The following is a 22,074-nucleotide window of genomic DNA, read 5'->3' on the forward strand; positions in this document are numbered from 1 at the left end:
ACCCTCCCGTCTTACTTTAAATTGCATAACACAACTAACAAAGCTGAATTCATTTGCAAATAACAATTTTACCAATTGTACGGTTAGTTTCAACTAAAGCATGCGCCTGTCGCAAATTAGCAGCAGATAAGGTTTTAAATACTTTCGTCACCGTACTTTCGAGAACTCCTTCATCAAGTAGATCAGCAACTTTTTCTAAGATCTTATGTTGGCTGCTCATTTCTGGTAAATGATAAAAAGATTTGGTAAACATCCACTCCCACAAAAATGTCACACTCTTTGCTTTCAAAAGTCCTAAATCAAGCGACTTCTTATTCCCAGTAATCGAAACAATTTTACCCAAGGGTTTAATCATTTTGGCCATTTCTTCCCAATGACCGTCAATATCATTAAGTTCTAGAATGTAATCAACGGAATCATGTCCAGCAGCGTTAAGTTCAGTAACCAAATTTTTACGATGATTAAGAGTCTCATCTGCCCCGTGTGACAGTGTCCATTTAATCGTCTCCGGGCGTGAAGCAGTCGCGATTACATGCAATCCAACCCAATGAGCCAACTGAGTTGCAATTGAACCAACTCCTCCAGCACCATTAATAATTAAAATTGTTTTTCCCTGGTTGCTGTGCTTGTCTTGCTTGATTGCGAGTCGCTCAAAAAGTGCTTCCCAAGCCGTTAATGCCGTCACTGGCAGGGCCGCAATTTGTGCCACCGAAAGCGTATGCGGTGCGTGTCCCACAAGACGCTCATCAACCACTTGATAGTCTGCATTGCAGCCAGGACGATCTAAAGCGCCCGCGTAAAAGACGCGCTCTCCCTTTGCAAACATTGCAACGTCTTTGCCACAGTCTTCGACTATTCCAACAGCATCCCATCCAAGAATCCGCGGTTTTTCTAAAGTTTCTTTCCCAGTAGCACGCATGCGAACCTCCAATGGATTGATGGCAACCGCCTCAATCTTTATTAATAAATCCCTTCCAGTCGCTTGAGGTTTAATAGTTTCAAATTCAAAGAGACTCCGTTCGGCAGTCACTGGCAAATGCTGCTGAAAACCAATTGCTTTCATCATTTCTGGCATCCTCAACACTCCTTTATTAATTATTATCATTGTCGCACCCTCTTGAACTGAAGTGCAACTTTTCTCACTCGAAACCAGTGCTAATTTTGATCACGGTGCATTCTATTCACTGACAGTTTAAAAGGAAAACGTTGATTTAAGTAAAAAGAACGTAATAAAGGAATCCGCGGGACAAGCAAAAGTGCAAGTACAGTAAAGAAGACCCGATAACCAATTGCTGCAAGCGTTGCCCCAAATTCTCCCCAAAGTGGCAGCAAAGCTTGGTGCAATGCAGGTGCAATCCTCACCAGCATTGCCTCGCATAAATGAGCACATAAAACAATTAAAGAAAGTCGTCCGTAGGTTTCAAGCATCCCTAACTTTCCGCCTTGAACAGCTGAAAGACTCTCAAGCCATTTTGAAAAACGCATGATTGCAAAACTACCACCAATCCCTCCTAATACAGCAGCTAAAGGTCGATCAGCGTATGCCGTATTAAGGTAGAAAAAACCAGAGTGCACTGAAAACGCCCATAAAAATGTTCCTCCGACCGCCCACAAGCTGCTTTTATCCATCAATGTAAACTGCTTAATTGTGAAACCAGCCGCATAAAAGACTTGACTGACAAGTGCAGCAGGAAGTGACCACGGTAACGGTAAATGTAAAATACCACCAAGATAGAAACCGAGCACACATTCGCTAATCGCTAGTAACCAAATAAAAGTCAGTTTATTTTTGAACCTTCCGCATACTTTAAATGCTAAATTGAATAAGAGATCGCCCAAATACATTGCCACCAAAAACCAGATTGCTCCGATTGCTGGAATTGTAACTCCTGCTGCCCCCATCTCAGGTGGCAAAGCTAATGGGGTTCCTAATCCATACATTGCCGCAAAAACCATTTGATGTGTTTCCATTGTTGCTGCAAAAATCCAATTACGTGGATCATGAATTGCAAACCACGAAATTCCAACCATAATTAAGCAAGTACCTATATACGGTAATAACAGATTATGATTTATTTTGTTAAAAAGGACTTTCCACTTTCGTTCCTTGAATAAATAACCCGATAGCACAAAGAAAATTGGTACATGGACAGCAAAAATCATTCGTGCCACCGGAGAAAATGTAAAGCCAAACAAAGTATGGCCTGCAACAATCATCAACATCGCTAACCCCCGCGCGATATCGATCCATTCAATTCTTTTCACTCCCAAAATCTCCCCTAAAATATTTAGTTTTTAGTCTTGGTTTTCTAATCCAAAAAGCTCAGTTTGCGCTGGTCGTGTCCGTGCTAAGATCTTCCCTTGGCGAATACTCAACAAAACTTCTGCATGTTGATTGAGCACATGATAAAAATCATCGCCATTCAACAGGATACAATTGGCCGGTAATCCAACCTTTATACCGTAACGTGCGTTCACGTGAAGGGTACGCGCAGCATTGTAAGTAATATAATTAAAAGATTGCTGCAGTTGTTCATATCCCATCAATTGTCCTGCATAAACACCCATTTGCAGTGGGTCCAGCATATTACCGTTGCCTAGTGGATTCCACGGATCCTGCACATCATCTTCCCCAAAAGAGACGTTGATTCCAGCAGCTGTTAATTCTTTAATCCGGGTTAATCCCCGGCGCTTAGGATATGTGTCAAACCGTCCCCCAAGGTGAATATTGACTAGAGGATTTGCCACAAAATTCATTTGTGCTAGTTTGAGTAAGCGAAATAACTTATAAGTATATGCATCATTGTAAGAACCCATTGCAGTGGTATGACTGGCGGTCACATGATCCTTAAGTCCACTTTCATATGCTAGCGTTGCCAGAACTTCTAAGTTCCTCGTCCCTGGGTCATCAATTTCATCACAGTGAACATCAACTAAGACATCATACTTTTCAGCCAAACTAATTAGATATTTCAATGAATCGGCGCCATAAAACCGATTAAATTCATAATGCGGAATTCCACCAACCACATCGGCCCCTTCTTTAAGTGCCTGTGCTAATAATTCTTTGCCTTGGGGAAAAGAGAGAATCCCCTCTTGCGGAAAAGCTACCAGCTGTAATTCAACCACATCTTTTAATTCTGCACGCAACTCCAGCAAGGCCTGTAAAGCAATTAAATGCGGATCAGTAGTATCAACATGGCTTCGAACATACTGAACACCATATTTAAGCTGCTGCAAAATTGTTTTTTTAGCCCGTTGCTTAACATCTTGAAGCGTTAATTCTTTTTTGCGTTCTGACCAAATCCGAATCCCATCAAATAGGGTTCCTGTTTGATTCCATTCGGGCTGTCCTGCTGTCAGGGTAGCATCCAAATGGATATGCGAATCAATAAAGGGTGGCAGCAACAGTTTGCCTTGGCCTTCGATGACTTCTTCATTTTCCTGAGCCACTAAAGAAGCCGCAATCTCAACAAACTTGCCTTTTTGAATCCGCACGCTCTGTAATTCCTGACGATTATCAATATGTACATTTCTAATCAGCATTTTTTTGCTTTCTCCTTCGCTCCCAAAGTTTCATCAAACCATAATAAATCACACCGCTAAACACCATATCGATAAATGTCGCTCCAATTGTAGTACTTAAAAAAGTTAATTGACGTAATAAAAAGAAAAGAGCAGCTCCGCAGGCCCACGCTAAGATTGCAAACCAATTAACCCCGAAGTGATACCAGTACTTGCCGCCACGAATTGTTAGTTCTGCAACTTGATATTGTCTTTGACTACGACAATAAAAATCAACAATAATCACACTAATGATCGGTCCCAGCACCATTCCAATATAATCCAAAAAGACAATAAAAGCTGTCAAGAAGCTCCCCAAAATCATTGGCACAAACGTTACAAGCGTTGCCAGTGCTGCGACAATCCATAATGATGCTTTCAGACTTAAGCGTGGAAAAATATTTGAAAGTGCCGAACCGGCAGCCATCAGATTCACCGCATTAGCCGTCATGCTAGTTAGAATAATAACCACAAGCGCTAGCAATCCCAAACCTAATTTACTGGCAATTGTACTTGGATCTGAGTTATTTGGATCGTATGCTCCCGTGGCAATTGCAATACTGATTGTAGCGATCAACCCAATAAATGCAAACCAAAGTACTCCCAGCAAAGCACCCAGAAAAGGCATTGCGGTTGCAGAAGATTTTTTAGCAGTAAAGCGTGTAAAATCAGCTCCAGCTGTTACCCATGCCAGATTAAATGCTGCGACTGTATCCACGGCAACTCCACTGCTCATTTTAAGTCCTGCTGGTACTTGCCATGCAGAAATCTGCTGTAATGAGACTGTTTGAAAAACCACAATTGATTCCCAGATAACAAAAATAAAAACTAGGACAATTCCAACCCGTTCAATCAGCTGAACCGAGCGCGAGCCACTTGCAATACTGATAATATGTAAAATACTCATGACAACAATTCCAATAAACATTCCACGCGCACCGCCAGCATGCCCATAAAGCGGCCAGCCCCATAGATCATGCAACAGATAACTGACTGAAGTTGCAGCAATAAAGGTATTAACCGCAGTCCAACCAATAAACTGTGTGAAATTAACAAGCGAAGGCAGATAGCTGCCGCGAATTCCAAATGATGCACGACTAATCCCCATTGTCGAAACACCCGTTTTATAGCCAATAAACCCTACCAATGATAAAAATATATATGAAAGAACTGATGAAAAAAGCAATACCTTGATCGCCAACGCAAAGCCACAAGCGGCTAGAACTCCACCAATATACCAAGTCCCATTGTTGGCATTTGCCCCAACCCAAGTCGCAAACATATCCCATGCAGATGTCCTGCGTTGCTCAAGTGGAATGCTCAAATTTGTTTCTTTGTCACGTTTCACTAAACTTTCCCCCTTAAATGTTCTAATCCACATTATATTATACTTTAGGAACAGCGAATATAATTGATTTTAATTTTTTGCTTTCCATTGAAATAGTGGTTTAGAAACAGTAAAAATAAATTGTCACGCTAAAGACGCTAAAAATCTCTGCATACTAAGAGAGTGTGACATAAGTCGGGAAAATTTGAGTACTAACTCGAAATTACGAACATAGCGAGTACTTTGCTATGAGTAATTCGAAGTTAGACGGAGGATTTTGACTTATGGAACACGTTTATTCGGAATAAAAGAGGGGCTGTGACAAAAGTTAACTCTTGTCACAGCCCCATAATATTCAAAATTCTTAGTTATTATCATTTTTACTAGAAAAACCAATGGCCTGTTCAATCGAGATACTGCTCACACTATTGCATGCTAATATCTTATTCTTCGTTCATCAATGAATGCTTTTTACCATAGACAAAGTAGATCACCATTCCAATTAAGAACCAAACTGCAAAGCGAACCCATGTCTCCCAATTAAGACCTGCAATCAAAACTAAACAGAAAACAATCGCAATCACAGGTGTTACTGGAACCCCTGGTGCACGGAAACCACGGTGCAATTCTGGATGTGACTTGCGCATCCAAAGAATTCCTGCAGAAACAAGAATAAATGCAGTTAGAGTTCCAATATTTACCAACTCAGCCAAGATATTCAAGTTAATGAATCCACCAGCAAGTGCCGTTACAATTCCAAAAAACCAAGTTCCTTTAAAAGGTGTCCGATAGCGTTCATGTACCTCACCAAAGAATTTAGGAAAAAGCCCATCACGCGACATGGAATAAGTGATCCGTGATTGTCCATATAGTTGAACCAAAATTACGGTTGTCATCCCTAAAATTGCACCAATACTTACGATAATCGACAACCATGTCTGACCTGTTTCGTGCAAAACTGCTAGAATTGGAGCGTTTAAATATTTCGCAAAAACCGTATATTTAACTACACCAGTCATAATCAATGTCATGATGATATAAAGGATTGTTGAAATCAAAAGCGAAAGTAGAATTCCACGCGGTAAAGTCTTGCTTGGATTAACAGTTTCCTCAGCACTAGAAGCAACTGAATCAAAGCCAATAAAAGAAAAGAAAACAATCGATGCAGCCGGAATTATTCCTGCGGCAGTCCCATGATTGAACGAATACCAACCAAAAGGTGAAAATGGCGTCCAATTATGCGGCTTAACAAACCAGAAAGTACAAACAATGAATAGAATAATTACAGCGAGTTTAACAACTACCATCGTATCATTAACGCGCTTTGTTTGATTAATTCCAACAGAAATGATCCATGTAATTACTAAGACAATTAAAAAAGCTGGGAGATTAAAGAGTGTATGCACCCCAACAGTTGTCCCTGCGGCAGCTGTCAGTACAGTCGGAATGTGGATCCCCATATTCGTCAATAAGTTGACAAAATATCCCGACCACCCAACTGAAACGGTCGCTGCACCTAGTGCATACTCCAAAATAAGATCCCAACCAATGATAAAGGCAATCACTTCGCCAAATGCCAAGTAGGAATAGGTATATGCCGAACCGGCAACCGGAGCAATTGAGGCAAATTCTGCATAACAAAGACCGGCGAAGCCGCAACAAATCGCTGCAATTAAGAAAGATAATGACAACGCAGGCCCAGCAGTTAGCGCCCCTTTCCCAGTTAACACGAAAATTCCAGTACCAATAATTGCACCAATGCCTAGGAAAGTTAGATCTACCGTATGTAATGTTCTCCTTAATGGAGTTGCATGTGCGGTCAATTCCTCGACACTCTTTTTTCTAAAAATACTACTCATAGTAACATCACCCTCCATCAGTGTGCTCATAATTCTATAATCGTTTTTTAATTTAGTCAAATATCAGCTCCATTTTCTGTAACATTTTATAACATGAACAGTCAGTAAAGTCTCCCAAAACTTCAGTTTATAAACCAGAAATACCTTTTACACGACTTTTATTTTTTAAAACCGCTGTTAAATTTTCGAAAGCAAACATTTGGGTAAATTTCAAATAACTATAAATAAACTGTTTTTTTCTAAGATGAATTAATTTCACCTATATGATGCTTGTTACTCATGTTAAAAGAAGTGCCGACCAGCTCCGCAAGCCTTTGAGCACTAACATCAAATTGCAAAATAGGCGGGCTGTGACTATGCGCAATTTGTGATTAGGCGCAAAAGGCTGGTGCTGGGAGCACGTTAATAAAGAAGTGTCGACACTCAGCGTCAAGCCTTCGTAGACTAAGTCTTGCATTACAAAGTAACCTGAATTTGGTTACGCGTAAGGCAGGCTTAGGCTTAGGAGGTTGCTGGGTGGAGCACGTTAATAAAGAAGTGCCGACCAGCTCCGCAAGCCTTTGAGCACTAACATCAAATTGAAAAATAGGCGGACTGTGACTAGGTTTGGTTAGCTTATGAATCTTGTTTATCCGCAATCAAAAAAGGCTTGAGCAAACTTTAACGCTTACCCAACCCTTGATCTTATCTTAATATTGTCAATACTAATATAACTCCAATACCAGTTCTTTTGTTCTTATTTATAAATTACTCAAAGTCATTCGATTTCAGGCTCACTTGCAATTTTTAAAGGACGTCCATGTCCAAATCTACCGACTACACCAGAAACCAGTGCCAAAAAGAGATCATCTGCAAAAGTATTAACCCGATTCTGCTTTGTGTCAGTATCCAAGTTTTTGGCCCAGCCAACCTTAATCTTATCGCCGTAACCAAAGTTGGTGTTTCCAAGTGACCCATATAATTGAGAAACTGCAATTGCGAGGGTTTCGTCAACACCGAACTGTCCGAGATCATTTTCAACAATCTGCTGGTAAGGTTCAGGTAATTTTTTTTCGGATGCTAAATTATCAAGAATAAATCCAGTTGCCAGCAAGTTCAAGACCTCACGTTTTTTTAGAACATTGGGTAATTCCTTGCCAAAATCCTCTGGCTTCAGCTTGGGAAAATATTGGTGTTGCAACTCATACACGGCCTCACCAATCGTTTTTCGATTAATATTTCTCTTCTTCATTTCTTTTAACACAAAATTATATAATTCTTGATCCGGGTACTCCATATTCCTTGTTGCAACCAATTCTCTCACCTCATCTAACAATCTTACTTCACTATTTTTGATTCAAGGTAGTGGCTGCTCACAGCAACGCTTCCTTTAAAGCACTCCTACCAGTTGAACTACAAAAATCACCACTTGCATATAAAAACTGTACTCAGTTTGCTGCCCCAGCTAAGCTTGCAGACTGCAAATTAGTTCAGCATAATTACCAAGCGGTAGTTTAAGCTTAACACGACCGCAGCTTAAAATAAAAGAAAATTCCTGAGATTTAACCGTGATCTCCCTTGCAAAAATCATTCTGCAACAAACCAATTATACCGCTCAAACTTGTGTGCTGACTGTTGCTTTCAGCATATTACTTGACGTTTCTTTTAATTATGCTGTATAGCTAAACTTAGATGTGAAATAAGGCACAATCACTTTGAAAGGTGGACAAAGCTATGCCAAAAGAAAAAATTCGCGTTATTCAATATGGCTGTGGGAAAATGGCGATCACTATCATCCGTTATCTATTGGCGAATAATGTTGAAATTGTGGGTGCAATTGATAATAATCCTCACCTCATCGGCAAAGATCTTAGTGAAATTGCTGGTTTGGAGCAAGCAACAGGAATTAAAATTTCAGCAGATGCTGACGAAGTTTTAGAGTCCTGTGCAGCAGACGTTGCAATTGTTACAATTTCTAGCTATCTAAACGAAATGTACCCTTTCTTTGAAAAATGTCTCGTACACGGTGTAAATGTTATTTCTACCTGTGAAGAAGCTATCTATCCTTGGAATACCGCTCCGCGTGAAACGAATCGCTTGGATCGTCTAGCTAAGGAAAATGGAGTGACAATTACTGGCAGCGGAATGCAGGACATCTTTTGGAACAACTTATTGTATACGGTTGCAGGCGGAAGCCACCAAATTACCCAAATCGAAGGAAGTGTCAGCTACAATGTTGAAGATTACGGCATTGCACTTGCACAAGCCCATGGAGTAGGATACTCACTTGAAAAATTTGAACAAAAAATTGCTCACAGCCAGAGTCTTCCTTCCTATGTATGGAACTCCGGAGAAGCAATTTGTGCAAAATTTCATTGGACTATTAAAAAAATCAGTCAAAAGAGCGTACCAGTAACCTTGACTAAGGATATTTATTCCAAAACGCTTGAAAAAGAGATTACAGCTGGTAATGCTATCGGAATGTCCGCTGTTGTCACAATCGAAACTTATCAAGGAATTAAGTTAATCCTCCAATGTATCGGAAAAGTTTATCGCCCTGAAGATGGAGATCTTTGTGCTTGGAAAATTACTGGGGAACCCAATGTTTCTTTTCATGTCGATAAACCAGATACAGTCGCACATACTTGTGCAACTATCGTTAACCGTCTTCCAAATATTATTGAAGCCCCTGCTGGATTTTACACAGCCGAAAAAATCACAGACTTGCAATATCCAACTTATCCGTTGGAAATGTATTTGCATTAAGACTGGTATGCAAAATACCTTACTAGTTTGATATTTTCAAGCAACTTCTCCTTATTTTTAACATCAAGCAGCACTTGTGGTTGACATCTTTGATTTTTCCCGCGTTAATATCCTTGTAAGCAGCTGCAGCACTTACAAAAAAACACGGAGGAGCGTATAACATGGCTAAAACATGGGTTAAATCTAGTATTGGAGCAATCACGATTGAAGCAGACGGCAGTGAACGCAAAAGAACGTTTAACAACATTAGAGCAGATGCTGCGGATGAAAAGATTGCAACCTTCGGAAATATTCTAAGCACCTTGACAGGGCAGCCTACTAGTAAAGTTCAGTTGACAAGTGTCAACAGCGTCGGTTAAAGCAAAACTAAGGGGCAGCTAAAATGAAACAGCTTGATTTGGTCTTTAATGTCGCCGGTACCAAAACAAAAAGCCATTTTCGTTTGAACTATGCCAACACTGCTTTAGATAAAGAAACAGTTCAAAAAGCAATGGACGACCTCTCTGCCCTTTCCATCTTCGTCAATAAAGATGGAGCATCACTTTATGGAACACCAGTTTCAGCAAAATACGTTGAATCAGTAGAAACTCCAATTATTGAAGCCGCATAACTGCAATAACTAGTTAGCTTAAGTTACAATTCAAGTTAAATAAAGGGGCTGTGACAAAAGTTAATTTTTGTCACAGCCCCTCTTTTATTCCGCATAAACGTGTTCCATAAGTCAAAATTCTCCGTCTAACTTCGAATTACTCATAGCAAAGTACTCGCTATCTTCGTAATTTCGAGTTAGTACTCAAATTTTCCCGACTTATGTCACACTCTCTCTTTTATTCCGGATAAACGTTTTCCATAAGTCAAAATTCTCCATCTAACTTCGAATTACTCATAGCAAAGTACCCGCTCTGTTCGTAATTTCGAGTTAGCACTCAAATTTTCCTGACTTATGTCACACTCTCCTTATTTCTGTCTCAAAAGCTGCGAAGTAAGCTTTCCAACCGCGCTCACTTTTTGGCTTTAAACTCTAAACATGAAATTAAAGCTAATCTTGCACTTTTTCTTGCTCCGAGTAATGCGGCCGCAGATCTTTTGAATTAACCACTAAACTTTTTTGTCTTCTTTTAACAACTCGCTTTTTCCCGCTATTTTTAGCAACATACAAAGCTTCATCCGCGTCCTTAACCGCTAATCTAATACTAGTTGTCTCGCGTGCATCAGAAAGTCCACCAGAAAATGAAATCTTCAACTGTTGTCCATCCTCTGTCACAAAATTCTGATGATTAAATTCATTCTTAAACTGTTCGATGCGCTCAAAAACATCATCGATTTCCATATTTTCAATCAGTACGAAGAATTCTTCACCACCAAAACGGAATAACTTAATCCGTTTTCCAGTCTCATTTTGAACATATTTGCGCCATTTTCTCAATTCGGTTGCAAAAAACTTTAAAACTGCATTCCCCTCAGTATGACCATAGGTGTCATTAATTAACTTAAAATTATCAATGTCGAGCATTAAGGCAATATATGCAAGACTCCCTCGTTCCTCTATGCGGTCAAGTTCACGTCTAAACTGACGGTAATTTCTCATCCCAGTCAATTTATCGTGAGATTCCTCATAGACAAGCCGAGCAATCCGTTTGCGCTTGAGATCTACCTCGCGCAAAAGCAGGAACGTCAAAAAAAAGATTAAACAAGTTCCTAACGCAATCCACACAACATCATTTTTATCATAAAATTCTGACAAAATATCAACATTTTTTTGACCTAGACGATGAATGGGAATCACATTCGCAAGCATCAAGATTATAAAATACTGCAGCAAATCCTGAAATAACAACCGGCGCTTAATAACATGCATTCCCACCAAAGTTACATAGATACTAACTAATCCTAAGACTAAAGATAAGATACTGTCTCTTCCACTAAAAAAAAGATAAAGGTTGGTTATGACTGGTGTCGTCAAAATCAACAGACCTGCATATTTGCGAGAAAGCATAAAAGCAGAAACACCCAAAGTATATTGAAAACAGATCATTCCCACCAGTTTGTCTGAAATGAAGATTACAAGAAGCTCCTGTACAATATACAGCATAAAGACCGCGACAGTTTTTGTTCTTTGACTAACCTTTGTCAGCAACTCGCTTTCATTATACACATACATTCCATAAATGAAGCCTGTTACTAACAGTGGCATTAGAATGCTTAAAAAAAAGATCCGATTCATTTTAGTCTCCTTGAAGATCGCCAACACTTATACAGACGCAGACGCAATTCTTCAGTTATAAACACGTAGCAGAGCATTATTATAAGCTCCTATCTCCACAGCGTCCGCAACAATCAAATAAGTTTCAGAAAAGTAGCCGTGCAAAAATAGCTTCTTACTCAAAACACCTGCTCACTGTTTAGCTGTTTCAAATAAGAAACCAAAAGAATTATAGCAATGGCCACACCTAATGATGAATAAAGTATATCATTTATTAATTCTTATATCTACATTTTATTAATTAATAGTAATATGTTTAATTCTAATTTAAAAAATTGCTGATATTTTCCCTTTATTAACCATTTTTGTACCGCTTGAATTTAGCTGATTACGCTATCAAAGCCAAAAATGAGTTAAAAATTAATCATTTTTCCAAATTATAAAAATTACCTAATTGTTCCATACGCATAGTATTTGCCATTTTATACTATGAAAGTCAAATTTCAACACTCCAATTTGCTTTAGCCTTTTTTCAACGCAAAAAAATCCAGTTCACCAGCCTGACTTTAATCAGCACTTTGAACTGAACCTATTTATAAATTATTTTGGCCTCGGATACCGCATGCTTATTATACTAAAACATACTCCGGTTCATTTACTTGCGCACAACATCGATGACAACATCACCTGCTTGACTGCTTTGTCCCAGATCTTGGTGTAATTGAAAATGTGCCACAGCTTCCATATTGGTAATAATTACCATTGTCTCGGTCGCTTTGTCTGCCATTTTGACTGCAGTCCAATCAACCTCGGCTAATAAGGTTGCTGGTGTGACCCGCTGTCCTTGTACAACATGAATCTCAAAAGGCTTTCCTTTAAGTTCTACTGTATCGACACCAAGATGCACCAAAATTTCAAAACCGGCATCTGAGGTAATTCCTAAAGCATGTTTCGTAGGAAAGATTGTCGAAATCACTCCTGAAACAGGAGCATAGACTTCATTTGCTGTCGGCGTAATTACATAACCATCTCCTAATTCCTTTTGAGCAAAAGCCTGATCAACCGCCTGTTCAATGCCTTGGACTTTTCCGGCAGTTACTGCCCTGAGAGTTTCAGTGTCGCCGCTTTTTACACTCACTTGGTTATCAGCGGCGGCGTCCGCCATAGCATTGCGTGCTAATTGCGGTTGTTGTGCAAGTCTATCTTTCGGAATGCCCCAGAAATAAGTGATCACAAATCCACCGGCATACGCTGCTAACAATCCCAAAACATAGGCCCACCAGTATCCATTCGCAATTAATGGAATTAGTGGCAACCCCGAAGGACCGATTGCAATTGCACCCACATGTCCGATCCAGCCGATTACGGCTCCACCGATTCCTCCACCTAAGCAGGCTGTAATAAAAGGACGCCCTAATGGAAGGGTGACACCATAAATTAACGGTTCCCCAATCCCTAAAATTCCAACCGGCAAAGCACCTTTGATCATTTCAGTAAGCTCTTTATCATGCCGCAGCCGGATCCAAAGCGCAAAGGCCGCTCCAACTTGCCCGCCACCTGCCATTGCTAGAATTGGTAGTAAGGGCGTGTTTCCGAGTTGTTGGATCATCTGAACATGAATTGGTGTTAGAATTTGATGCAGCCCCAGCATCACCATTGGTAGAAATGCCACTCCCAAAACAAAACCGGAAAAGGCACCCCCGACATTCAAGACCCATTTCAAACTCCCGACTAAGCCATCTGAAACAAATCCTGCAAGCGGCATAATTACAAAAATTTCTGCTAAACCTAAAACTAAGAGTGCAATCATTGGAGTGATAATAATGTCAATTGCATCAGGAATAATTTTGTGCAACCTTTTTTCAAGCATTGATAAGAGCCACACAGCGAAAATCACTCCAATGATCCCACCTTGGCCCGCAACCAATGCCTGACCGGTAAACAGGTTTTTAATTGGAGCATCTGGTGTCATTCCAGTCAACAATGTAACTGCACCCGTTACCCCGCCGAGGGTTGGGGTTGCTCCCCACACACGGGCCGCATTAATCCCAGTATAAATTACGAGATACGTAAACATCCCATTTTTAATCACATTCAAAACAAGCACAATCTGGGTCCACTCCGAACCGCTAATTGTTTTCGAGGTCATTAAGTTAGTCAAAATGGCAGCAATTCCGGCAATTAGCCCGGACCCCACAAAAGCTGGAATCATTGGTACGAAAATATTTGAAATATCTTTTAAAATCGCCTTTAGTTTGGAAGGCTTTTGGCGCGCCTTTGTCTGGGCTTTAACTTGCGCTGCTTTTTCAACAACCGTGCTCTTTCCATCCGTCCTCTTTTTTTCTGGAAATTGTTCACCAAGCTCAACTCCTGCAATCTCTGCCATCGCGGATGCAACTTTATTTACTTTTCCAGGACCAATCACAATTTGAAGCTGTTCGTCATTAACAACGCCTAGAACACCCGGAACTTTTTTAAGCGCTTCCAAATCAAGTAGGCTCGGATCCTTTATATTCATTCTGACTCGCGTCATGCAATTATTAAAGGAACTGACATTCTCAGGTCCACCAACATTTTGATAAATTGCTGCAGCAATCTTGTTTGCATCAAATCCTTTGCTACCCATTATGATCCCCTCCTAGTCCTTTTCATTTACGGCCCTTTTCACAAATCCTGCCTTTTGGGCTAACTTCTGCTTTGCTTTTTCTTTTGAACACTTAGTAAGCAGCATTACAAGTGCAACCTTAACTTGCCCATCGGCTTGCTCAAAGTAATGCGCCGCAGTGTGATAGTCAACTCCACAAGCATCCATGATAATACGTTTGCTGCGTTCAACTAATTTAGCATTTGTTGGGAGCACATCAACCATTAAATTATTATAAACTTTGCCAATTCCGACCATAGAGAGTGTCGACAGCATATTCAAGGTCATTTTTTGAGCCGTACCAGCTTTCAGTCTGGTAGACCCTGTCAGAAATTCAGGACCGCAGTCAATTTCGATCGCGATTTGTGCAAACTGTGAGATTTGTGCTGGTCGATTGCATGCCAACGAGATCGTTGCCGCACCAACTTCTCTGGCATAATTCAAGCCGCCAATTACATACGGGGTGCGACCACTAGCTGCAATTCCTACAACAGCATCTGCAGCTGTCAACTGAATTTTCTTCAAGTCTTGGCTTGCGAGCTCAAGTGAATCCTCAGCACCTTCCACTGCTTTAGTCATCGCTTGCGGACCACCAGCAATTAAACCCACCACTTGCGTTGCTGCTACCCCAAAGGTCGGGACGCACTCTGCAGCATCCAAGACACCCAACCGTCCGCTCGTTCCAGCTCCTAGGTAAATCAACCTTCCTTTTTGGTTGAAAGCATTAATGATTGCTGCCACCGCCTGCTCAATTTGAGGTAGCTGTTTTTGTACGCAACCAGCGACCGTCTGATCTTCAGCATTCATTCTGCGACAAGCTTCTGCAAGTGAAAATTCATCCAAATTCATTGTATGCGGATTACGTTGTTCTGTTACCAGTTCATCAAGATCAATTCGTGTCATTTTAGTTCCTCCCTTTCAACCGCCGCACGCAACTCAAAGCGTTCACCAGCTCCAAGCTGATTCAAAAGTGTGAGTTCCTGCGGCAACACTTGCCCAACTACATTGACCCTTTCATCTGCGGGTAAAGCAATTCGACAAAGCTGAATTTCCCCCATATACCGTTGATATTTTTCATTGTCGAGCGTAACAGCCCCTTGAGTGCGCGGATAGCTTGGCTCCGCAACAATCTGCGGCACTCCCAGCTGCCGCGAATCTGCACAACGAATCACTGCGGCGGCAGGATCCAACCGATTTTGGTGAAGCCCTAAAACGTATTTGAAATAACGACTGCAGCTTTCAATCGGCTTAATATGCAATAAAATGATTTTTTGCTTAAGATATAAGGCAAACTGCGCTTGTGTAACAGTTGTAAGCTCTGGATCGCCCAGATAAACTGTTGAAACTCCCATTTTCGCCAATGCCAGCACAGCCGCTAATGGATGCCACTTGCGGTGTTCTTCCAGCGTAGGTAATCCAGCAAAAAGCGGTCCCCTTAGACGCCCATCTCCAGGAACAAAAGCTTGAACATGAATTCCTAAAGAACGCAGCCAGTGATTGCGTTTGCTAAACCAAGTTGCAGCAAGTCCTGTTTCAGGTCGAGGGTAGTAGTTATGCCACGCCTCAAGTTTTGAAAAATCAACCTTGGCTTGTTTTAACTGTGCCACATCTTCAAGCGTCAAAGTACTGGCATTTAAGGCTACAAGCGCAAGCTCTTGGGTTAAATTAATAATTACTGATAATGGCAGTTTCTCATCTAAGCGTAAGCCTGTAATCCCAAATTTTCGTAGTTGCTTAGGATCTGTGACTGATAACCCAATGCGCTCCAGCGAATCAGCAGCAACATCGACGACCAATTGCAGTTGATTCTCGCGTGCAATTGCAGCTAATTGTAATAATCTTTCTCGATAGACTGCGACTTGATCTTCTGGCAAGTGAATTGATGTAAAAATACCACTAAATCCCTGTGCTGCCATTCTTTTAATATAAATATTAGCCTCAGAATCAAGTTCTTTGTCCAAATAAAATGAAAAACCGTAGTTCACGGAATCCCTCCTTTTTGAAGTCCCCTCTCCGCGCTTGCCTGATCGTAGAATAGCATGCACCTTCAACTAATGCAATAAAATTTCCTTTTTAAAGCTTAAACAAGCAAAATATAGAAATTTTGTTTCTTTTAATAAAAAAAAGAGCCGTCCTTGGCAAAGAAAACAAAGTTACATTTACCTGTGGTCAGCCGCAGTTAGCCTATTTTAGATCTCGACTACGTTCAATTCTGTTAATATTTTGTTGCGTGGCCTTAAGATTAGCAGAGACAGTCTCATAGTATTTTGACACGTAGCGAAACAACAACAGATCCCCCACAAAAAGTTGCATTAAAACAGAGGTTGTAGCCCCTGGGCGAATGGCAGATTCGCCAATATTTTTAGTTAGGAGCACAACTTCTGCCAATTGAGCAGCAGTTGAAGCGGCATTAGAAGTCAGTAGCACTGTGGGCAGATTCTTTTCATGTCCGAGTCTTAACAATTCAATCACTTCTCTTGTTTCACCGCTATTTGAAACACAAAACAGTAATGTATTATCTTTAGCTGCCGATAAACACGTTACAGCCATCCGTAAATCACTATTTTGGAGAGTTGGCAGTCCAATTCTATTAAATTTTTGGTACATATCTTGCACTGGTAAAGCAGACGCCACCAACCCAAAGAGCTGAACCGAAGAAGCCGTATGTAATAAATCAACAACTTTTTCAATCAGTTGCAGATCCAATTCTTTTTTGGTCAATTCCAAAGCACTTGTAAGATGAGTCTCTAATTTATTCATAATTAACTGTGCATCTTCTCCTGGTGCAATCTCACGATAGCCATCGGTGGCAATACTATGCTGAATTGCAGAAAGTGCGAGTTTTAATTCACTATAACCGTTTAAACCTATTTTACGGCAAAAACGCACAATTGTAGCCGCACTAACCTGAGCTGTTAGCGCAAGAGATTGAACTGACATTTCAACCACTTGTTGCGGCTGTTCCTGAATAAAAGCAGCTAGCTGCGCCTCTTTTTTACTAAAACTTGGTGTCATACTATGAATGACAATCAAAATATTCTCCACGAAGGACACCTCCAATTTATTTTTATTATGGCTGAGAGTCCCTTAAATAACAAGTATAAGTACGACCAGCGCCACTAGACTTTGAGCCTAACATCAAATTGCAAAATAGTTAAGAGGCTGTGACAAAAGTTAACTTTTGTCACATCCCCTATTTTATTCCGGATAAACGTGTTCCATAAGTCAAAATTCTCCGTCTAACTTCGAATTACTCATAGCAAAATACTCGCTATCTTCGTAATTTCGAGTTAGCACTCAAATTTTCCCGACTTATGTCACACTCTCTTAAAAAAAGCAAAACCAAGAAATAGGTCAAAAAATCATGATTTGACCTATCCCTTGGTTTTGCCAGTGCGACATTCATATAATAAAGCGACGCCTATTTTTTAAAAATCTGCGGATCAACAAAATCTGTCTGATCAACTGAAATTTCTTTAACAATCTCCTGTCCCCAATAAAGATATCTATTTTCAACTCCGATTTCACCAGCAGTCGAAAGCGTAATGATATTGTAGCCAACTACATCACTTACCTCATGTTTTTTGTAACTCCGACAATCAATGTGATAGGCGGTCGACTCAGCTACAGCATTTATTATTCTAGCAGTAGCATAGGTTGTAGGAAAATGGATGTGCCCCGCAAAAATCCCCTTAACATTTCCTTTTTGACAAGCATCTAATAACTCTGCTCCATTTTTATTTAAATATTTGAAGCAATTTCAATCCCAAATCTTGTTACATAACTAAAGAACAAAACCTCGGCTACAAAAAGCTGCATTTCAGTGATTGTTGTAATTCCAGTAGAAAAGGCCGCTTTGCGTAGTGCTTTGGTCGGAATGACAAAGTCTGCAAGCTGCGCAGCTGCAGAATTGCGATTAGGCGTCAACAACACTGTATAAACTTTTCTTTGCTGCGCCAATTCGAATAATTTGATGCTTTCTGCCGTCTGAGTGTGCTCATCGGCAACAAAAACAAAAACTGCAGTAGCCGGTGCGGCTGCCAAAGCTGAAGCAGCCTTTTTATAGCTGCCAACTTGAATTAAGATCATTTTCAGCAACTCAAACCGCTTAGCGAGCTGCCGCACGGAGACAGCCGAATTACGAGTTCCACACAAATAAATGGCCGGTGCACGATGTAAACAGTTGAGCATTTCTTCGACAGTTTGCGGCTCAAGCCCCTGTAAGGTAAGCTTAAGCGCACTTGTATTTTGCCGCTCAAGTTTCTTAATAATTTGACGGACGCTTTCTCCCATTTTAATTTCACGGTAACTAGAGGTATCTTCTTTGGCAGCTGCCAACAACATTTTCAGCTCAAAATAACCATTCAACCCCAACGTTCGACAGAAACGAACAATCGTAGCTGCACTCACACCTGATTCTTGTGCAAGCTTCTGGACCGACATTTTAGGGACAATCCGCGAATGCGCTTGAATATACGCAGCAAGCTCCTTTTCTTTCTTGCTAAAATCAGCGCTCATGCCCTTAATGACAAGTAGAATATCTTCCAATGTAATCTCTCCTCAATTATCACTATGCCAAAAACATTCGCTAATATCATGCAAGATAATCAAAGTGCAAGTTGTCAAACTGTCTTCCAACTGCTCTGCGATTCTTTCATTTAGTGAGGATCTGCTCAATGAAAGTTCTATTAGGAAATTTGTGGCCTCCAGTTATTATCGACCGAATTTCCTAAGTACTTAAATCACCAGTTATCCAGTGTTTTCCACTTTAAAACACGTTTTTTGCTTAGTTGTTCTCCAGAGTAGATTCCTTGTCTCTATTAGTTTTGAACTAGTCTGATTTGACTCTTTTTAGAGATTATGCACCACAAATTTGAAGATTCTATGGAAAAAAGGTTAAAATTTCAATAAAATTTTTTCGCAGAGTTTTTCATTAAAGTTTCGCTAAATCCTGCCATTCAGCCATTTTGGACAAATATTGCTTGTAAAAACCGCTGAATTTAGTTTCTCTTATTATCCAAAGAAAGGGTCTGAAGGTACTGTAAATTTTTTGCTTGATCGAATTCTTTTTCAGATTTGCCGATAATAACAGCAGCCAGCGAATTACCAGCTACATTGACAACCGTTCTGCCCATATCGACAAGCCGATCTATCCCTGCGATAAAGGTCAATCCTTGCAACGGAACCCCAATCGAAGAAATCGTCGCCAATAAAACCACAAATGATGCACCTGGGACACCTGCCATCCCCTTTGAAGTAATCATTAATACCAAAACCAGCGTTAATTGCTGACTTACCGATAAATGAATCCCATAAGCTTGAGCTAAGAAGAGCGCTGCTAGCGATTGGTAGATTGCGGAACCATCTAGATTGAATGTATAACCTGTCGGAATGACGAATGATACGATTCCTTGACTAACACCGAAACGATCCATCTTATCAATAATTTTCGGTAAAACGGCTTCCGAACTAGCAGTTGAAAAAGCGAGAACCATTTCATCCTTAATCACCTTTAATAAATTCCAGTTGTTGATCCCAAAAAGGTGTGCGACACCTCCCATTACAAAAACGATGAAAATTATCATAGTGGCATACGCTAAAATAATGAAATACCCCAGCGGTGCCAGGGCGCTTAAGCCCAACTGCGCAACTGTTGTCCCGATTAATGCACAAACCCCTAACGGAGCAACCCGCATAACCCAATTCGTGATTTTAAACATAACTTCGGAGACTGCCCGCAAAAAATCAATAATAATTTTTCCTTTTTCTCCCAAAGAAGCTGTTCCAAGGCCAAAGAAAACTGAGAAGAAAACAATCGGTAACATCTCACCGCTACTTAAAGCCTTAAAAATATTAGTAGGAATAATCCCGACAATTGTAGCCCAGATTCCACTTTCTTTTGCCTTTTTAGCGGTCTGAACATACTGATCAATATTTTGAGAATGCAGTTGATGGACGTCAATATAACTGCCCGGATGGAAAACATTGCCAACTAACAAACCCAGTATAATTGCAATTGTTGTCATGATTTCAAAATAAATCAGTGTCTTGCCGCCAACCCTGCCAAGTTTGCGGACATCACCCATATTTGCAATTCCAACTGTTAAACAGGAAACAACAATTGGTAAAACAATCATTTGAATCAAGTTGATGAACATTGTCCCAATATTTTGCATTGCTGTAATAGCTGTCGAATTATTGTAAAAAACAACTCCCAGCACTACTCCTGCAATTAAGCCAATAAAAATCTGCCAGCCAAGATTCAAGCGCCACAACTTATAATTTTTCATTTTCCGCTCCTACACACATTTAATTCTTAATCTTTAATCGTATTTTCTCAGTAATTTTCAATTAAAATACAGTTAAACATTAAGTAGAAATAATTCACAAACAAAACTATCTTACCAAAATTTCGTTGCTAATAAAAGAGATAGCTAAGAGATATCTTCATCATTGGTAAACTTCTTTTTAATTTTTTTTGGAATTTTATACAGAAAGGTGAGAAAAATGCCAATTGTAATTCAAACTTATTCATCCTTCAAAGAGATTAATCCAGATATTATAAAAACAAAGAGCCTTGATCAAAAGTTAAACTTCGATCAAAGCTCTTTGTTTTAGTCCAGATAAACGTGTTTAATAAATTGAATTTCTTCATTTAATTTCGAATCTAAGCGCCTGCTTTAATTCACGCTTTATGCTCTCATTTCCAATCAATCTGACAATCCCTGACATTTGGTTTAATTACTGCGTAAAATGCGAAACCAACCACCTGCTTAATTTTCAGAAGACATTGATTTTTAAATTAACGCAACTGCTCTCCTTCAATCTGGTGCATAAACTGGTGGAGTGCATCTTGCCACTTTGGAAATTCAAATCCAGTTTCTTTAGAAAGTTGCATTACTGAGTAGTGCGGTCGAAAAGCTGCCGTTGGATACTGATCAGATGAAACTGGTGTTACCGTGACTTCTTTATCACGCAATATTTCTTGGGCAAACTCGTACCATGAACACTGGCCAGAGTTGCTGCACTGGTAAATCCCATATGGTTTTTGCCGCTCAACCAAATATGTAATAAATTCTGCCAAAGTACGTGTCCAAGTAGGCCGTCCGACTTGATCCGCTACAACCGTTAATTTATCATGCGTTTGAGCAAGCTTCAACATCGTATAAACGAAATTATGTCCCCATTGACCGTAAACCCATGCAGTTCTGACAAGATAATACTTAGTACAGTATTTTTGAACAGCTTCTTCGCCTGCTAACTTAGCACGCCCATATTCATTTCGAGGACCTTTAGCATCGTCAGGTAAATATTCACCTGTCACTCGTGTCCCATCAAACACATAATCTGTACTAATGTAAACCAACGTTGCGGCATACTTTGCGCACGCTTTCGCGATAATTGCCGTCCCCGTTGCATTAACTTTCCAATTTGTTTCTTTGCCGTCACCTTCAGCTTGATCGACCGCTGTATAAGCCGCACAATGGTAGACAACTTCAGGCTGGTTGTGTGCAAAATACTGCTCAACCGCAGCTTCATTTGTTATGTCCAATTCCTGTGAACCAGTTGCTAAAAAATCGATGTGTCTTTTTTTTAGTAAATGCTGCAGTTCTTGACCCAATTGGCCATGGCTTCCAGTAATAAGAATCTTCACTTTACTTTCCTCCACTTTTTTGCGTTTTCAGAAATCAACTTACTTTGCCATTTAAATAATGCACAGTTCTGGCTGCAA

At 40.2% G+C, this 22,074-nt stretch carries 17 protein-coding genes; 3 read left to right on the forward strand and 14 right to left on the reverse strand.

Going from position 1 to position 22,074, the window contains the following annotated elements; translation table 11 throughout:
- Positions 1-49: 49 nt before the first annotated feature.
- The 6 genes from AB3Y88_RS01100 to AB3Y88_RS01125 form a co-directional block, all read right to left on the reverse strand.
- Positions 50-1,075, reverse strand: coding sequence for a zinc-binding alcohol dehydrogenase family protein (locus AB3Y88_RS01100; RefSeq protein ID WP_228888122.1), 1,026 nt, complete (start codon positions 1,073-1,075; stop codon positions 50-52).
- An 80-nt stretch (positions 1,076-1,155) separates the two neighbouring features.
- The gene (locus tag AB3Y88_RS01105) at positions 1,156-2,265 is read right to left on the reverse strand and encodes an acyltransferase family protein (protein ID WP_228888123.1); all 1,110 of its coding nucleotides are present in this window, start codon (positions 2,263-2,265) and stop codon (positions 1,156-1,158) included.
- A gap of 30 nt (positions 2,266-2,295) precedes the next feature.
- Entirely contained in the window at positions 2,296-3,546 is a 1,251-nt protein-coding gene (codA, locus tag AB3Y88_RS01110; RefSeq protein ID WP_056960724.1) for a cytosine deaminase, read from the reverse strand.
- Entirely contained in the window at positions 3,536-4,912 is a 1,377-nt protein-coding gene (locus tag AB3Y88_RS01115) for a cytosine permease (protein ID WP_228888124.1), read from the reverse strand. Before AB3Y88_RS01115 ends, codA begins: the two co-directional genes overlap by 11 nt.
- A gap of 422 nt (positions 4,913-5,334) precedes the next feature.
- Entirely contained in the window at positions 5,335-6,750 is a 1,416-nt protein-coding gene (locus AB3Y88_RS01120; RefSeq protein ID WP_056960722.1) for an amino acid permease, read from the reverse strand.
- Between the two features lie 757 nt (positions 6,751-7,507).
- Complete coding sequence (locus AB3Y88_RS01125; protein WP_054758009.1) at positions 7,508-8,044, reverse strand: phosphatidylglycerophosphatase A; 537 nt, start codon at positions 8,042-8,044, stop codon at positions 7,508-7,510.
- A gap of 419 nt (positions 8,045-8,463) precedes the next feature.
- Between AB3Y88_RS01125 and AB3Y88_RS01130 the strand changes: the two genes are divergently transcribed.
- The 3 genes from AB3Y88_RS01130 (at position 8,464) to AB3Y88_RS01140 (ending at position 10,105) form a co-directional block, all read left to right on the forward strand.
- Positions 8,464-9,495 carry a dihydrodipicolinate reductase gene (locus tag AB3Y88_RS01130; RefSeq protein ID WP_056960721.1) on the forward strand — a complete coding sequence of 344 codons (1,032 nt, stop codon included), beginning with the start codon at positions 8,464-8,466 and terminating at the stop codon, positions 9,493-9,495.
- Positions 9,496-9,656: 161 nt separating this feature from the next.
- On the forward strand, positions 9,657-9,854 hold the full coding sequence (locus AB3Y88_RS01135) for a hypothetical protein (RefSeq protein ID WP_228888125.1): 198 nt from the start codon (positions 9,657-9,659) through the stop codon (positions 9,852-9,854).
- Between the two features lie 23 nt (positions 9,855-9,877).
- Entirely contained in the window at positions 9,878-10,105 is a 228-nt protein-coding gene (locus tag AB3Y88_RS01140) for a DUF2922 domain-containing protein (RefSeq protein WP_054758007.1), read from the forward strand.
- Positions 10,106-10,534: 429 nt separating this feature from the next.
- On the opposite strand, the gene AB3Y88_RS01145 is transcribed toward AB3Y88_RS01140, so the two are convergent.
- The 8 genes from AB3Y88_RS01145 to rfbD form a co-directional block, all read right to left on the reverse strand.
- On the reverse strand, positions 10,535-11,719 hold the full coding sequence (locus AB3Y88_RS01145; RefSeq protein WP_261909648.1) for a GGDEF domain-containing protein: 1,185 nt from the start codon (positions 11,717-11,719) through the stop codon (positions 10,535-10,537).
- Between the two features lie 634 nt (positions 11,720-12,353).
- Complete coding sequence (locus tag AB3Y88_RS01150) at positions 12,354-14,324, reverse strand: glucose PTS transporter subunit IIA (protein ID WP_228889276.1); 1,971 nt, start codon at positions 14,322-14,324, stop codon at positions 12,354-12,356.
- 12 nt (positions 14,325-14,336) lie between these two features.
- Complete coding sequence (gene murQ / locus AB3Y88_RS01155) at positions 14,337-15,245, reverse strand: N-acetylmuramic acid 6-phosphate etherase (protein ID WP_056960717.1); 909 nt, start codon at positions 15,243-15,245, stop codon at positions 14,337-14,339.
- The gene (locus tag AB3Y88_RS01160) at positions 15,242-16,327 is read right to left on the reverse strand and encodes a MupG family TIM beta-alpha barrel fold protein (RefSeq protein ID WP_228889273.1); all 1,086 of its coding nucleotides are present in this window, start codon (positions 16,325-16,327) and stop codon (positions 15,242-15,244) included. Before AB3Y88_RS01160 ends, murQ begins: the two co-directional genes overlap by 4 nt.
- A gap of 199 nt (positions 16,328-16,526) precedes the next feature.
- On the reverse strand, positions 16,527-17,387 hold the full coding sequence (locus AB3Y88_RS01165) for a MurR/RpiR family transcriptional regulator (protein WP_228889270.1): 861 nt from the start codon (positions 17,385-17,387) through the stop codon (positions 16,527-16,529).
- Positions 17,388-18,083: 696 nt separating this feature from the next.
- Positions 18,084-18,890 (reverse strand): MurR/RpiR family transcriptional regulator, encoded by an 807-nt coding sequence (locus AB3Y88_RS01170; RefSeq protein ID WP_056960710.1) that lies wholly within the window; start codon positions 18,888-18,890, stop codon positions 18,084-18,086.
- A gap of 452 nt (positions 18,891-19,342) precedes the next feature.
- The gene (locus AB3Y88_RS01175; protein WP_056960709.1) at positions 19,343-20,632 is read right to left on the reverse strand and encodes a dicarboxylate/amino acid:cation symporter; all 1,290 of its coding nucleotides are present in this window, start codon (positions 20,630-20,632) and stop codon (positions 19,343-19,345) included.
- Between the two features lie 512 nt (positions 20,633-21,144).
- Positions 21,145-21,996 (reverse strand): dTDP-4-dehydrorhamnose reductase, encoded by an 852-nt coding sequence (gene rfbD, locus AB3Y88_RS01180; RefSeq protein ID WP_056960708.1) that lies wholly within the window; start codon positions 21,994-21,996, stop codon positions 21,145-21,147.
- Positions 21,997-22,074 lie beyond the last annotated feature (78 nt).

The sequence above is a fragment of the Liquorilactobacillus satsumensis genome (genome assembly GCF_964065465.1).
Taxonomy (GTDB): Bacteria; Bacillota; Bacilli; order Lactobacillales; family Lactobacillaceae; genus Liquorilactobacillus; species Liquorilactobacillus satsumensis.